Annotated in this window: 12 protein-coding genes and 1 pseudogene; 4 read left to right on the top strand and 9 right to left on the bottom strand. The window is 64.7% G+C overall.

The annotated features are described in order from the left end of the window. Positions 1-2: 2 nt before the first annotated feature. Positions 3-1,256, bottom strand: coding sequence for a dipeptidase (locus tag RMN73_RS10485; RefSeq protein WP_309603273.1), 1,254 nt, complete (start codon positions 1,254-1,256; stop codon positions 3-5). A 44-nt stretch (positions 1,257-1,300) separates the two neighbouring features. Between RMN73_RS10485 and pabB the strand changes: the two genes are divergently transcribed. Further along, a complete protein-coding gene (gene pabB / locus RMN73_RS10480; RefSeq protein WP_309603272.1) occupies positions 1,301-3,040 on the top strand; it encodes an aminodeoxychorismate synthase component I in 1,740 nt (579 codons plus the stop codon). Here pabB and pdeM read toward each other — a convergent pair. Together pdeM and RMN73_RS10470 are read right to left on the bottom strand one after the other, a co-directional pair. After that, positions 3,037-3,699, bottom strand: a complete 663-nt coding sequence (gene pdeM / locus RMN73_RS10475; protein WP_309603271.1) for a ligase-associated DNA damage response endonuclease PdeM — start codon at positions 3,697-3,699, stop codon at positions 3,037-3,039. The two genes, pabB and pdeM, sit on opposite strands and share 4 nt — an antisense overlap. Before the next feature lie 26 nt (positions 3,700-3,725). Continuing rightward, positions 3,726-4,178 (bottom strand): hypothetical protein, encoded by a 453-nt coding sequence (locus tag RMN73_RS10470; RefSeq protein ID WP_309603270.1) that lies wholly within the window; start codon positions 4,176-4,178, stop codon positions 3,726-3,728. 73 nt (positions 4,179-4,251) lie between these two features. On the opposite strand from RMN73_RS10470, the gene RMN73_RS10465 reads away from it, so the two are divergent. Next, the gene (locus RMN73_RS10465) at positions 4,252-5,787 is read left to right on the top strand and encodes a M20/M25/M40 family metallo-hydrolase (protein ID WP_309603269.1); all 1,536 of its coding nucleotides are present in this window, start codon (positions 4,252-4,254) and stop codon (positions 5,785-5,787) included. Here the strand turns inward: RMN73_RS10465 and RMN73_RS10460 are convergent. Together RMN73_RS10460 and RMN73_RS10455 are read right to left on the bottom strand one after the other, a co-directional pair. Continuing rightward, positions 5,784-6,083 (bottom strand): hypothetical protein, encoded by a 300-nt coding sequence (locus RMN73_RS10460; protein WP_309603268.1) that lies wholly within the window; start codon positions 6,081-6,083, stop codon positions 5,784-5,786. The genes RMN73_RS10465 and RMN73_RS10460 overlap by 4 nt on opposite strands. Positions 6,084-6,110: 27 nt before the next feature. Continuing rightward, positions 6,111-8,528, bottom strand: a complete 2,418-nt coding sequence (locus tag RMN73_RS10455) for a ligase-associated DNA damage response DEXH box helicase (protein ID WP_309603267.1) — start codon at positions 8,526-8,528, stop codon at positions 6,111-6,113. 19 nt (positions 8,529-8,547) lie between these two features. Here RMN73_RS10455 and RMN73_RS10450 point away from each other — a divergent pair. Continuing rightward, a pseudogene (locus RMN73_RS10450) lies at positions 8,548-9,546 on the top strand (ligase-associated DNA damage response exonuclease). On the opposite strand, the gene RMN73_RS10445 reads toward RMN73_RS10450, so the two are convergent. The 4 genes from RMN73_RS10445 to RMN73_RS10430 form a co-directional block, all read right to left on the bottom strand. Continuing rightward, positions 9,547-10,614, bottom strand: coding sequence for a 2OG-Fe(II) oxygenase family protein (locus tag RMN73_RS10445; RefSeq protein WP_309603266.1), 1,068 nt, complete (start codon positions 10,612-10,614; stop codon positions 9,547-9,549). It lies immediately after the preceding pseudogene. A gap of 53 nt (positions 10,615-10,667) precedes the next feature. Next, on the bottom strand, positions 10,668-10,802 hold the full coding sequence (locus RMN73_RS10440; RefSeq protein WP_309603265.1) for a hypothetical protein: 135 nt from the start codon (positions 10,800-10,802) through the stop codon (positions 10,668-10,670). 70 nt (positions 10,803-10,872) lie between these two features. Continuing rightward, positions 10,873-12,252 carry a phosphoglucomutase/phosphomannomutase PgmG gene (gene pgmG, locus RMN73_RS10435; protein ID WP_309603264.1) on the bottom strand — a complete coding sequence of 460 codons (1,380 nt, stop codon included), beginning with the start codon at positions 12,250-12,252 and terminating at the stop codon, positions 10,873-10,875. A 52-nt stretch (positions 12,253-12,304) separates the two neighbouring features. Next, complete coding sequence (locus RMN73_RS10430) at positions 12,305-13,093, bottom strand: division plane positioning ATPase MipZ (protein ID WP_309603263.1); 789 nt, start codon at positions 13,091-13,093, stop codon at positions 12,305-12,307. A gap of 80 nt (positions 13,094-13,173) precedes the next feature. Here RMN73_RS10430 and panC point away from each other — a divergent pair. Continuing rightward, the coding region (panC, locus tag RMN73_RS10425) for a pantoate--beta-alanine ligase (RefSeq protein ID WP_309603262.1) at positions 13,174-13,956 on the top strand (783 nt) is incomplete at its 3' end.

The raw sequence follows: 13,956 nt of genomic DNA, 5'->3' as shown, positions 1-13,956 counted from the left end.
GCCTATGGCGTGGGCGGCAGCTTGTCCATCGCCGGGGGCTGTCCCTTGAGCGACGCGGCGGTGGCCTCGGCACCGCGCAGCGCGCGCAGGACATTGCCCCCGGCGAGCTTGGCAAGGTTGGCATCGCTCCAGCCGCGGCGGATCAGCTCGGCGAACACGATCGGGTAGGTTTCGACTCCTTCGAGGCCGGTCGGCGTTGCCGGAATGCCGTCGAGATCGGCCCCCATCCCGACGTGATCGTGGCCAGCGACCTTGGCGACATGGTCGATATGGTCGGCGACGTCGGTGACGGTGACCGGCGGTTCGGGATGCGCGGCGGCCCACGCCTTGACGCCCGCCGCGACCGCCTTGGTGTCGTTGCGGATGATGGTCTTCAGGCGCGCCTCCTCGGCCGCCTTGAGCGAATCATAGGCGAGGCGTGCAGGCGACAGAAAGATCGGCACCCAATTGACCATTACCACGCCGCCATTGGCGGGGAGCAGCCTCAGCACATCGTCGGGGACGTTGCGGGGGTGATCGTTGAGCGCTCGCGCGGACGAGTGAGAGAAGATCACCGGCGCACGACTCGCGGCGATCGCCTGGCGCATCACCTCGGGCGAGACGTGGCTGAGGTCGACCAGCACGCCGAGGCGGTTCATCTCGGCGACGACCTTGAGGCCGAACGGGGACAGGCCGTTATATTTCGGTTCGTCGGTGGCGCTGTCTGCCCATTCGGTGGTCTGGTTATGGGTCAGGGTCATGTAGCGCGCGCCGAGGCGGTAGAATTGCCTCAGCGCGGGGAGGCTGCCGCCGATCTGGCGTCCACCCTCGATCCCGATCAGCGACGCGACCCGTCCCGCCTTGTGAATGCGGACGATGTCGTCGGCGGTCAGTGCGCGTTCGAGGTCGCGCGGGTAAGCGGCGATCAGCCGGTCGACGATGTCGATCTGGTTGATCGTCTGCCGGATCGCTTCGTCGCCGGTCACCGTGCCGCTGATATAGACCGACCAGAATTGTGCCCCGACACGCCCAGCGCGGAGGCGGGCGATGTCGGTCATCAACGGCTGCGGGGTCCAAGTCGCGGTGCCGCTCTCGAGCCGGTCGATCCGCGATCCGTAATGTTCGACCAGTTGTTCGGGCAAGTCATTGTGACCGTCGATCAGCGGCGTGGCCTTGAGAATCCGGTCGATCCGGGCCTGGACCTTGGGGTCGATCGATTGGGCGGTGGCGGGGCTCGCGAGGGCAAGCGCGGCGGCGGTGAGGATGAGCGTGCGCATGGCGTGACTTTACGGGGACGCGGGCTGCGGTCAATGGAGCGGATATGACGAGCCCGTTCATCCTGTTCGATGATGCCCGCGCGGGTGGTGCGCTCGGGCGGCTGTATGAAGCGCCGGTGGGGGAGATTGTCGCGCATGCAATGGACCAGGTCGGCCCGGCGCTTGCAGCATTGCGTGCGGCGGTGGCGGGCGGGAAGCATGCGGCGGGGTGGATGTCGTATGATGCGGGATACGCACTGGAGGACAAGTTACGGCCGATGGCGCGGCGGCTGGGGGCCACACCGTTGCTGTGGTTCGGGCTGTTCGCTGGGTATCGCCAGGTTGACGGGCGCGACTTTGGCGATCCGGCGGGGGCATGGATCGGGACGCCCAAGCCAAGGGTCGAGCGCGAGGATTATCTGAGCGCGGCGGGCCAAGTGAAGGAGCATTTGTTCGCCGGGGATTTTTACCAGGCGAATCTGACTTTTGGCTGCGATGTGCCGTTCGCGGGGTCGCCGGTCGACGCTTATGCGCAGATGCGCGGGCGGTCGAATGCGGGCTGGGGCGGGGTGGTGCGGCATCACGGCGGGTGGCTGCTGTCGCTCAGCCCCGAGCAATTCTTCCGGCTGAAGGGTGGCGAGATCGAGGCCAAGCCGATGAAAGGCACTGCACCGCGCCGTGCCGATCCCGATGCCGATCGCGCCGAGGCCGAGGCGCTCGCCGCCGATCCAAAGCAACGCGCGGAAAATCTGATGATCGTCGATTTGCTCCGCAACGATCTGGCGCGCGTGGCCAAGACCGGGACCGTCGCGGTGCCCGATTTGTTCGTTGTCGAGAGTTTCCCGACGTTGCACCAACTGGTCAGCCGGGTGACCGCGACCTTGCGCGACGGCGTGGATGCGGTCGGCGTGCTCGAAACCTTGTTCCCGTGCGGGTCGATCACCGGCGCTCCCAAGATGGCGGCGATGGCGGCGCTGCGAACCCTCGAGCCGGAGGCGCGCGGCGTCTATACCGGGTCGATGGGGTGGATCGACCCTAATGGCGACGCGGCGTTCAACGTGTTGATCCGCACGCTCGAGATTGAAGAAAATTCGTCGATCGCGCGGTTGGGGCTCGGCTCGGGGCTTGTGGTCGATAGCGTGGTCGAGGATGAATGGGACGAATGTTTGCTCAAAGGGAAATTCGTGGCGTCACACTCGGCTGAATTCGACCTGATCGAGACGATGCGTTTCGACCCCGAAGTGGGAATCGCCGAGCTCGACCGCCACCTTGACCGGCTCGACATATCGGCGGCGCGGTTCGACTTTCCATTCAACCGCCATGCGGCGCGCAATGAATTGCAGGCCGCGACTTTCCGGCGGGAGGTTCCCGCAATGCTCCGCTTGCTGCTTTCGCCCAAGGGCACGATGGCGATCGAGCTGAAGCCCATCCCCGCCATGCCCACCCAACCGGTCGAGGTCGCAGTGCGTCCGCTGCCGGTCGCCGCCGATGATTTCCGGCTGAGCGTCAAGTCAACCGCGCGCGCCTTCATGGAAGCGGCGCGGCGTGACGGGGGCAAATATGAGACATTGTTCGTCGATCCGGAAGGGCGGCTGACCGAGGGCAGCTTCAGCAGCATCTTCGTCGAGCGCGACGGCAAATATCTCACCCCGCCGATCGCGCGCGGGCTGATGCCGGGATTGCTTCGCGCGCGGCTGATCGAGGAAGGCAAAGCGGTCGAGGCCGACCTTCGTGTGGAAGACCTCGCCGACGGTTTCCTGATCGGCAACATGATCCGCGGACTGATCCGGGCGAAGCTGGCTTAAGCCGCGATCGGGAATCTCAGCAAGCGGTCGGTGACGGGCACCAGCGCCGCTGCGCCGGGGCCGACTTTCTTGATGATCTCGGGGTGGTGCGCGTCGAGGCCGCCGGTGAGCGAGCCGAAGGCGGGGAGGATGAGCTTGGTTGCGGTGGCGACGAAGCAGCGGCGCGAGACGTTGCGGCCCTTGAGGTGAAGCCGGAATTTGGGGTGGAAATGGCCCGACATTTCGGGGCGCGGGTCGGCCGGGTCGGCCTCGTGGCGAAGGATGATCCCGTCCAGCTCCATTTCCTGTTCGATCCGCCCACCGCAATGATCGACAAAGCCGGCATCATGATTGCCGGTGATCCATACCCAGTCGAGCCGCGCGGTCATTGATTTGAGCAGGGCGCGGGCGTCGTCGGGCAGGCGGTCGCAGCCGAAGCGATCATGGAAGCTGTCGCCGAGGCAGTAGAGCGCGGTCGCGCCGCTGGCCTCGATCACGCGGTCGAGCGCTTGCAGCGTGGCGAGCGAATCGTAGGGCGGGAGCATCTGCCCGAGGCGGGCGAACCAGCTGGCCTTTTCGAGATGCAGATCGGCGACCAGCAAGGCCTTGTGGCGCGGCCAGAAGAGCGCACCATCCACGCTTGCAGAGAAATCCTGACCAGCGAACGAAAAGGGAACCATGAACCGCCTTACGCAGACTTCGGCGGCTATTCCAAGTGGGTCATGATATGTTTGCGCAAGGCGCGGGCGTCGTGGAGGGCGTTATGCGGGACTTCGCTGTTGGCGGCGCAGGAGAAGCCGCCGATCCGCACCAGGCGAAGCGTCAGCGGATTCATCGCCACCATGTCGCCGGGCGCGATCACCAGCAGCATCGAGAATTGCGCGAGATCTTCCGGCCAGTCGGCGACAATCTCGATGGCGTGATCATTGGCGAGCCATTGCGAGACCGTCTCGGCGGCGTCGCGGCGACTGAGGTGGGGGGAGCGCAACGGCTCGGGGACGGTGTCGAGATAGGGCATGACGTGGCGCTGGACCCACGCTTCGGTGGCCTCGCCGGCGATGACGACGTAAAGCTCCTCGCCGCCGTCTTCGGGGACCAAAGCAAGGCTGATCAGGCGACCACCAACGCCGTCGAATTCGGTATCGAGAAAGTATCGCATAGGTCGGTCACTGGACGTTGGGCACTTCGCCGTCCAGTCTCGGCACTTCGTGATTCGTGGACAGGGGTGCTTCATGGCTATCAATATGAAAGTTTTCGCCGGTACAATGACCGCGCTGGCGCTGATCGGGGCAACGCCGACAGCGGCGAAACCGGGCGATCCGGGGCGCGACAAAGTGGCTGCGGCGATCCGTGCCGATCATGATGCGGCGATTGAGCGACTGCGTGGCTGGATCAAGCTTCCGACCATCGCCAACATGGGGCTGAACCATCAGGAAGGCGCGGAATACATGCGCCAATTGGTGCTCGACGCGGGGTTTCAGCAAGCCAAGATCATTAAAACCGACGGGGTTCCGGGGGTGTTCGCGACGCTGGATGCCGGGGCCAGGGACACGCTGGCGATCTACTTCATGTATGACGTCAAGCATTACGACCCGGCGGAATGGAGTTCGCCGCCATTGGAAGGGCGGATCGTCGACCGACCGGGCGAGGGCAAGGCGCTGATCGGGCGCGGCGCGGTCAACCAGAAGGGGCCCGAGACGGCATTCCTCGCGGCGTTGCGCGCGTTCAAGGCGTCGGGGACCAAGCTGCCGGTCAATCTGGTGTTCGTGGCCGAGGGCGAGGAAGAAATCGCCTCGACCCATTTTTCGCAGATCGTCATCCAGCCCGAGGTCCAGGCGGCGCTTGCGAAAGCGGTCGGGATCATCATTCCGTCGGCCGGACAGTCGGTCGATGGGCAGGTGACATTGCTGCTCGGGGCCAAGGGCGCGGTCGAGCTTCAACTGATTTCCAGCGGCGAGCGCTGGGGACGGGGACCGAAGGGTGACATCCATTCCAGCCTGAAGGCCAATGTCGACAGCCCAGTGTGGCATCTGATCAAGGCGCTCAACACTTTGGTGTCGGAAGACGGCCAGACGCCCGCAATCGACGGCTGGTTCGACAATGTGAAGCCGCTGACCGCGCGGCAGAAGGAGCTGATCCGCGCCGATGTCGCCGCGTCGAACGAGGCCGACGATTTCAAGACGCTGGGGATCAAGCATTGGTACAAGGATGAGGATTATCTGACCGCAACCTACCGCCTGGCCGAGCAGCCGACGGTCAACATCCAGGGGTTGGTCAGCGGTTACATGGGGCCGGGCGGCAAGACCGTGTTGCCGGGGCGGGCCGAGGCCAAGATCGATTTGCGGCTGGTGCCCGACATGACCAAGGATGAAGTGGTGGCCAAGCTGAAGGCCCATCTCGCCAAGCGCGGGTTTGACGATATCGAGGTCAACGTCAGTGGCGGTTACGGCCCCAACCAGACCGACGAGAACAGCATGCTGATCAAGGCCGAGCAGGCGACGCTTAACCAGGCGAAAATTCCCAATACCTTGTCGGCGCGGTCGGCCGGAAGCTGGCCGGGCGTGGTGTTCACCGGGCCGCCGTTGCGCATGGCGGCAGGGCAGTTCGGCGCGGGCCGTGGCGGCGGGGCGCATGCGCCCAACGAGTGGTTCCTGATCGAAAGCAGCAACCCCAAGGTCGCCGGGTTCGACGAACAGGCGATCATCTACGCCGACTTCCTCTATGAGATAGCGCGGGCCGCGAAAGCGAAAACGAAGGCGAAGCGCTAGCGCTTGCCCTCGGGCGGATCGTAGATCGGGGCCGGGGGGCAGGTCTTGCCGTCGGCCTCGAGCGATTTGCACTGTTTCTCCCACGCGCGGGTGCGCTTGCCGAACGCTTCCTCCGCCTTGCGCAAGGCGCGGCCGCGATTTTCGTCGGCCTCGGACTGGCTGGTGGTGGCGAGGTCGACGCCTTTTGCGACGACCTTGACCGGCAAGGTAACGATGTCGACCGCAGTCTTCGCAGCAGTGACGACGCAGCCGCACAGCGCGAGCGGGAGTAGGGCGACGAGAAAGTTCGGCTTCATTTCAGCAGCATGGCGAATTTCACGGGGCTAGTCGATCCGCATCGCTTCGGCAGCCAGCGCCTCGGCCTCGATCAGCAACGCCTCGTCGGCGGTGCCCGCCGGCGCGGCCTCGCGGCCGATCACGACCATCAAAGGCACGGCGAGCGGGGTGACCCGGCTGGCGGTGACGTGAACCATCGTCGCCGCGGCGCGATCGACCAATCGGGCGAGGCGGCCAAGCTCGGTCATCCGCGCGCGGGCATCATCCCACGCGGCGGTGAGCAGCAGATGGCCCGGCTCATATTTGCGCAGGACATCGTAGATCAAATCGGTCGAGAAAGTGACCTGCTTGCCGCTCTTTTTCTTGCCCGGGTGATGGCGCTCGACCAGCCCGCCGATGACGGCGACCTCACGAAAGGCGCGCTTAAGGAGGTGCGATTGCTCGACCCATTCGACGAATTCATGTTCGAGGATGTCGGGCGAGAATAACGGCTTGGGGTCGGTGATGGGCTCGAGGCTGTAGACCGCGATGCCATAGTCATTGGCGACGAAGCCGAGCGGTTTCAGCCCGGCGGTTTCCATCCGTTTGGTCAGCAACATGCCGAGCGACTGGTGCGCGTTCCAGCCTTCGAAGCTGTAGACGACCATGAAGTGGCGCTTGTCGTGGGGAAAGGTCTCGACCAGCAATTCGCCCGGCTGGGGCAGGATCGAGCGGCGCTTCTGAACCTCGAGCCATTCGCGGACATCGTCGGGGAAGCGGTGCCAGTCGCGGTCGTCGGCGAGGAAGCCGCGGACGCGTTCGGCGAGGTGGGTCGACATGCTCATCCGCTGTCCGCCGTAGGTCACCAGACGGCCGGGCTTGGAGGAGGCGCGGACGGTGATGTCGCTGTCCTTGAAGCGCATCACTTCGAGGCTGAGCCCGGCGAAGGAGATGAAGTCGCCGATGACGAGGGTGGACGCGAATCCTTCCTCGACCTTGCCGAGTGCGCGGCCGTTGGCGAAGCGTATGTCCATCATCGGATTGTCGACGATGACGCCGGCGTTGAGGCGGTGCTGCGCGGCGACTTGCGGCTTGGTGATGCGCCAGCGGCCGGGGGCTTCTTCGACCAGGCGGCGGAACTTGTCGTAGGCGCGTAAGCTATAGCCGCCGGTCGATATGAATTCGAGCACGCGCCGCCATACCTCCTCGGTCAAGCCCGCATAAGGCGCGGCGGAGCGGATTTCGGCGAGCAGTTCGGCTTCTTCGAACGGCCCGGCGCAGGCGATGCCGAGGATGTGCTGGGCGAGGACATCGAGCGCCCCGGGGCGGAAGATGTCGGGGTCGAGCTCGCGGTCGTCGATCGCGTCAAGCGCGGCGCGGGCCTCGAGATATTCGAAACGATTGCCGGGGACGACCATGCCGCGCGAGGGCTCGTCGAGGCGGTGGTTGGCGCGGCCGATCCGCTGCAACAGGCGCGAGCTGCCCTTGGGCGCGCCCATCTGGACGACCAGATCGACATTGCCCCAGTCGATGCCAAGATCGAGGCTCGCCGTGGCGACCAGTGCGCGCAACCGGCCGTCGCCCATCGCGGCTTCGACCTTGCGTCGAGCTTCCAAGGCGAGGCTGCCGTGGTGGATTCCGATCGGCAATTGCTGGTCATTGGCCTTCCACAAATCCTGGAAGATCAACTCGGCGAGGCTGCGGGTGTTGCAGAAGATCAATGTCGTCTTGTGCGCCTCAACCAGCTCCATCACCTGTTTTGCGGCGTAGCGGCCAGAGTGGCCCGACCAGGGAACCCGGCCCTCGGGGATGAGGATCGACAAATCGGGATCGGCGCCGGGATCGCCGATCACCAGCCGGACTGTTTCAAAGTCGGCGTCGGGGGCGAGCCAGCCTTGATAAGCTTCGGGATCGGCGATGGTCGCGCTGAGGCCGACGCGGCGCATGCCGGGGGCGAGATGCTGGAGCCGGGCCAGCGCGAGGCTGAGCAGATCGCTGCGTTTCTCGCGCGCGAAGGCGTGGATTTCGTCGATCACCACGGTCTTCAAGCCGGCGAACATCTGGTCGCTGTCGGGGTAGCTCAGTAGCAGGCTGAGGCTTTCGGGGGTGGTCAGCAGCATGTGCGGCGGGCGCGCGCGCTGACGCGCCTTGCGATCGGACGGGGTATCGCCGCTGCGGGTCTCGACGCGGATTGGCAGACCCATCTCCTCGATCGGGGTTATCAAATTGCGCTGGACATCAACCGCGAGGGCTTTGAGCGGCGAGACGTAAAGCGTGTGAAGGCCGTCTCGCGGGTGTTCAATCAGGTCAACGAGGGTGGGGAGGAACCCGGCGAGCGTCTTGCCAGCCCCGGTCGCAGCGACGAGCAAGGTGTGGTCGCCCGCCCGCGCGGCATCAAGCATATCGAGCTGGTGCTGGCGCGGTGCCCAGCCGCGCGTCGTGAACCAGTCAGAAATGACGGCGGGGAGGTGGAACGATTGGGGCATAATTTGGTAGTAACGACATATGGCCCGCCTCGGTTCATGGATCGAGCCTTTTCCCGAAGGCATCTACGTCAAACCTGCCGATGCGTGGGTCGACCCGTCACAGCCCAAGGACAAGGCGCTGGTAACCCACGGCCACGCCGACCATGCGCGCGGCGGGCACGGCGCGGTGTGGGCGACTCCCGAAACGCTGGCGATCATGGGGGTTCGCTATGGCCAGCAAAACGCTCAGCCGGTCGATTATGGCGAGACGGTGCGGGTCGGCGAGGTCGACGTCAGCTTCGTCCCAGCAGGGCACGTGCTGGGATCGGCGCAGATCATCCTCGATTACCAAGGCGAGCGGGTGGTCGTGTCGGGCGATTACAAGCGCCGCCCCGATCCGACCTGTGCGCCGTTCGTGGTCACCCCGTGCGACATCTTCATCACCGAGGCAACGTTCGGACTGCCGGTGTTCCACCATCCCGATACGGGCAGCGAGATCGACCGGCTGATCCACCGGCTGCATGCCGAGCCCGAGCGGTGCGTGCTGGTCGGGGCCTATGCGCTTGGCAAGGCGCAGCGCGTGATCGCCGAGCTTCGCGCGCGCGGGCATCATGCGCCGATCTATTATCACGGGGCGATGGAGCGACTGTGCAATCTGTAGGTGGAGCTTGGTGTTCCGCTTGGCGAATTACGGCCCGCCACGGGAGCGAAGAAAGAGGAGATGGCGGGGCACATCGTGATCTGCCCGCCGTCCGCGCTCAACGATCGCTGGTCGCGGCGACTGCCCGACCCGATTACCGCTATGGCGAGCGGCTGGATGCGGATTCGCCAGCGCGCGCGGCAGAAGAATGTCGAGCTGCCGCTGGTGATTTCGGATCATAGTGACTGGGAGGAATTGACTCGCACCATCCGCGAAGTCGCGCCCAAGGAAGTGTGGATCACGCATGGCCGCGAGGATGCGCTCAAGCAGTGGTGCATGCTTCACCAAGTGAAGGCGCGCGAGTTGAACCTGGTGGGGTATGAGGATGAGGACGACTGATCAGTCGCCGTCGACGGCATAATCCTCGCCATAGAATTTGCTCGTGCTGCGGGTGTGGAACTGGATGGTTTTAATCGGCGGATATTTAGGCTCGCCGAGCCCGGGGAGTACCTCGAGCAGTTCATCTTCCCACACATAGACCGCGATCGGGAACGACACGCGCGGCTCGCCGCGGTGCGATCCGTCGACCGGCTTGCCGACGCGGTGGGTGGTCGAGGGGATGATGTCGTTGGTGATCCGCTGGAGATAATCGCCGCTGTTGATGATGATCGACCCGGCGGGCGGGTGAAGCCGAACCCATTTGCCAGAGCGATGGTTCCACACCTGCAGTCCGTCGACCCGCGACGCGGGGAGCATGGTGAAGAGGTCGACATCCTCATGCCCGAGCAGGCGGCCCGCGCCCGATTGGTCCTGATCGGCGGACATTGGCGGGTAGTAGTTCAGCCGCATGCCGAAATTGGTGGTGGTGAGCTTGGCGTCGTAGCAATGCGGGTCGCAGCCCAGCCCTTGCAGGATTGCCTGCATGATCGGCTTGAACAAGGGTTCGTGCGCCTCGACCAGCCTGCGGAACAGCGGCTCGTCCTGCGGGCGCGGCCAATAAGGCGCGGGGTCGGGAGCGACATTGTTGGTTTGCGGGATGTCGAATGCGCGGCGGCACCACACCCAGCCTTCGACCAGATCGGGGTGGATCTCGCTGGTCTGCTCGATCGGGAAATAGCCCTGGCTGACCGAGCCGTGACGCGCGGCGCGGAACCGCATGCGGTCGGCCAGCGCGGTCGCGGTGAACAGGTCGATCACGCCATCGTGCATCTCATCATAAAGCGCGGGATCGACCCCGTGGCCGACCAGCACCGCAAAGCCGATTTCCTTCAGCGCGGTGGCGAATGCTTCGGCGAAGCGGGCCTTGGTGGCTGCGTCGCCGTGAATATAGTCGCCGAGGTCGAGCGTCGCGATTTGGTAATTTTCGTCGAACTGGTCGCTATCATCCTCGGCAAGGCGATAGGCGTGCGCCTTTTCGACCTGGTCAAAGCGTTTATACTGCTGGTTGAGCGCGGTGGTACTGGCCATTGCCAGTCATTAGCGCGGCGATCCGCCGGTTAACAGTGCGCGCGAACCTCGGTTCAAGCGAAGCTGCTGTCATCCCACGGATCGAAGTCGATATCGACCCGAAGCGCGCGCGCCGCAGTCAGGCCGATGCCGATCAGCAACGCGCCGCCGACCATCCACAAAGATTTCGATCGAAACATGTCCCGCATCATCCGTCTCCCCCTGATGGCTGCACCATAGCGGCAGTGTGAGTCGGCAATGTGACGGTCAGGTGGCGGCTCAGTGAATGGGTCCGCCGCGCATGATCCCTGACTGGCTGAGTTGGGCATCGATCGCGCTGACCAGTCGGTCGAGTCCGGCCTGATCGGTCGATTCGGCGCGGGCGACGAGGACGTCCTGGGTATTCGAGGCACGCAGCAGCCACCAGCCGTCGGCGGTCTGCACGCGGACGCCGTCGGTGATGTCGACGGTCGCACCGTCGGCGGCGAGGCGCGCGGCGACTTCATCGACCACTGCGAACTTGCGACTATCGTCGACCGGGAAGCGAAGCTCGGGCGTAGCGACCGAGGGGGGCATATCGCTGCGCAATTCGGTCAGGGTTTGGCCACTGTCGGACACTGCGCGGATCAGGCGGATCGCGGCATAAAGCGCGTCGTCGAAGCCGTACCATTCATGCTTGAAAAAGATGTGGCCGCTCATCTCGCCGGCCAGCGGCGATCCGGTTTCCTTCATCTTCGACTTGATCAGCGAGTGGCCGGTTTTCCACATCAGCGGGGTGCCGCCCATCTCCGCGATGCGATCGAACAAGGTCTGGCTCGCTTTGACGTCGGCGATGATCGTCGCGCCTGGCAACTCCTTCAACACCGGCGCAGCGAGGACCATCAGCAATTGATCACCCCAGATCACCCGGCCCTCGCTATCGACCGCGCCGATCCGGTCGGCATCGCCGTCGAAGGCGATGCCGAAATCGAGTTTTTTGTCCGCGACGAGCGCCTTCAAGTCGGCGAGATTGGCCTCGACCGTGGGGTCGGGATGGTGGTTGGGAAAGGTGCCGTCGATCTCAGTGTAAAGGGTGTAATGCTCGCCGGGCAGACGGGCCAGCAATCGTTCGAGGATTTCCCCACCGGCGCCATTGCCATTGTCCCAGCCAATTCGATAGGCTTTGCCATCGAAGCCTCTGAGCAACGCGTCGAGGTACGCAGGGATAACATCGGCCTCGGTAATTTCGCCCAGCCCATCGACCCAGTCGGCAACTTCGGCGCGGCGGCCCAGCGCCTTAATCTCCTCGCCAAACACCGAGCGGCCATTGAGCAGCATCTTGAAGCCGTTGTAATCGGCCGGATTGTGGCTGCCCGTGACCTGGATCCCGCCGTCGACACCCAATGTGGCGACCGCGAAATAGAGCATTGGCGAGGGCCCCAGGCCGACTTGCACGACGTCGAGGCCACTGCCGATCAGACCATCGATCAGGGCCGCTTCGAGCGACGGGGAATGGAGCCGGCCATCGCGGCCGACGGCTACGCGCTTGGCGCCTTCCGCGAGCGCGAGTGCCCCATAGCTTCGGCCGAGCGCGCGGGCGTCGGCCTCCGACAGGGTGTCGCCGACGATTCCGCGAACGTCATATTCGCGCAGGATGCTGGGATGGAATTGGTGGGTCATTACAGAGGCGAACCCCTAACAGACGAAATGGGTTCACGCGACGGCGCTTATTCTACGCCGCGTCCGCCCGAACCTGATCGACGCCGGGAACCGCGAGGCCGGCCACCATTTCGCGCAATTCCTGACGCGCGGCGATGTGGCCCATCGCGACTTCGCCCAATTGGGTGAGGTCGAGCAAGGTGATGCCCTTGGGGAACAGTTCGCGATAGACGACCCGCTCGCCAAGCCCGGGGATGACGCGGAAGCCGACCCGGCGGGCAAGCTCGTCGAGCGCTGCACCGACGCGGCGCAGATTGTGCGAATCGATATGCTGGAGGCGATTGCGGAGCACGACCCAGTCGACGCTCTTGCTGGTATCGCGGGCGCGCTGGGTGCGGCTGTTCCAGATCAATTCGGCGTAGAAGCTGGGCTTAGTGATCTTGAAACTGTCGGGATCGACCTGGCCGATCAGATCGAGATCGACGAAGCTGTCATTCATCGGCGTGACCAATGTGTCGGCGCGCAGGATCGCGGCGCGGGCGACCGGATCGTCGCGGCCCGGGGTGTCGATGACGATCACATCGGAAACGGCGGACAGGCGGTCGATTGCGGCGGCGAGACCCGAATCGTTCTGTTGTTCGAGGACTTCGAAGGTTGGTTGGGGAAGCGCGACGTCGAGCCGTGCGATCGTTTTGGCGCGATTATCAAGATAGCGGGTCATGGTCCGCTGGCGCTGGTCGAGATCGAGCGCACCGACGCGGTGGCCCGACGCCGCGAGCGCAACCGCAGTGTGCACCGCCGTGGTCGATTTGCCAGTGCCGCCTTTCTCATTGGCGAAGACGATGAAATGCGGCTGGCCCATGGCCGAAGCGCCCCTTAAGTTACCCCGGCGCGCCATCGTGGCTCGCCCCTTGCCAAGCATGTATCGGAGGCATGAATCGCATGCAAATCCTTCGTGAATCGATCGCCTTGCGCGACCTGACCGGCCAGTGGCGGAACGCGGGTGAGCGGATTGCTGTGGTCCCGACAATGGGCGCGCTTCACGCCGGGCACATGGCGCTGATTGACGCGGCGCGGGAGCAAGCCGACAGGGTGGTTGCCACGATCTTCGTCAATCCGCTGCAATTCGGGCCAGCCGAAGATCTGGCGCGTTACCCCCGCCAGGAGGAAGCCGATTTCGCCCTGCTCGAAGCGCATGGTTGCGATGCCGTGTGGTTGCCGAGCGTCGAGGATATCTATCCGACGGGCTTTGCCACGACGATCACCGTGGCGGGGGTCAGCGAGCGGTGGGATGGTGCGGCGCGGCCGGGGCATTTCGCCGGGGTTGCGACGGTGGTCGCCAAATTGCTGATCGCGGTGCAGCCCGATTTGGCCTTGTTCGGCGAGAAGGATTTCCAGCAACTGGCGGTGATCCGGCGGATGGTGGCCGACCTTGGATTGCCGGTCGAGATCATCGGTGTGCCGACGGTTCGCGACGCCGATGGCCTCGCGCTGTCGTCACGCAACGCCTATCTGACGGCGGCGCAACGCGCGCAGGCGCTGGCCTTGCCGCATGCGCTTGAGGAGGCGCGCGGGTCGATCGAGTCAGGCGAGCATATCCTGGTTTCGACCTTGCTCGCCGTGGCGCGAGCTAAACTGGCCGACGCCGGTTTCACCGCAGTGGACTATCTTGCGCTGGTCGATGCCGAGACGCTCGAACCGCTTGATCATGCGAGCGGGCCAATG

The sequence above is a fragment of the Sphingomonas sp. genome (assembly GCF_031372575.1).
Taxonomy (GTDB): domain Bacteria; phylum Pseudomonadota; class Alphaproteobacteria; order Sphingomonadales; family Sphingomonadaceae; genus Sphingomicrobium.
This window is presented reverse-complemented; position numbering and strand designations above follow the sequence as displayed.

Bases quoted from the DNA above. Each gene is read 5' to 3' on its own strand.
- RMN73_RS10485 (WP_309603273.1), bottom strand. From the start codon at position 1,256: ATGCGCACGCTCATCCTCACCGCCGCCGCGCTTGCCCTCGCGAGCCCC.
- pabB (WP_309603272.1), top strand. From the start codon at position 1,301: ATGACGAGCCCGTTCATCCTGTTCGATGATGCCCGCGCGGGTGGTGCG.
- pdeM (WP_309603271.1), bottom strand. From the start codon at position 3,699: ATGGTTCCCTTTTCGTTCGCTGGTCAGGATTTCTCTGCAAGCGTGGAT.
- RMN73_RS10470 (WP_309603270.1), bottom strand. From the start codon at position 4,178: ATGCGATACTTTCTCGATACCGAATTCGACGGCGTTGGTGGTCGCCTG.
- RMN73_RS10465 (WP_309603269.1), top strand. From the start codon at position 4,252: ATGGCTATCAATATGAAAGTTTTCGCCGGTACAATGACCGCGCTGGCG.
- RMN73_RS10460 (WP_309603268.1), bottom strand. From the start codon at position 6,083: ATGAAGCCGAACTTTCTCGTCGCCCTACTCCCGCTCGCGCTGTGCGGC.
- RMN73_RS10455 (WP_309603267.1), bottom strand. From the start codon at position 8,528: ATGCCCCAATCGTTCCACCTCCCCGCCGTCATTTCTGACTGGTTCACG.
- RMN73_RS10445 (WP_309603266.1), bottom strand. From the start codon at position 10,614: ATGGCCAGTACCACCGCGCTCAACCAGCAGTATAAACGCTTTGACCAG.
- RMN73_RS10440 (WP_309603265.1), bottom strand. From the start codon at position 10,802: ATGCGGGACATGTTTCGATCGAAATCTTTGTGGATGGTCGGCGGCGCG.
- pgmG (WP_309603264.1), bottom strand. From the start codon at position 12,252: ATGACCCACCAATTCCATCCCAGCATCCTGCGCGAATATGACGTTCGC.
- RMN73_RS10430 (WP_309603263.1), bottom strand. From the start codon at position 13,093: ATGGGCCAGCCGCATTTCATCGTCTTCGCCAATGAGAAAGGCGGCACT.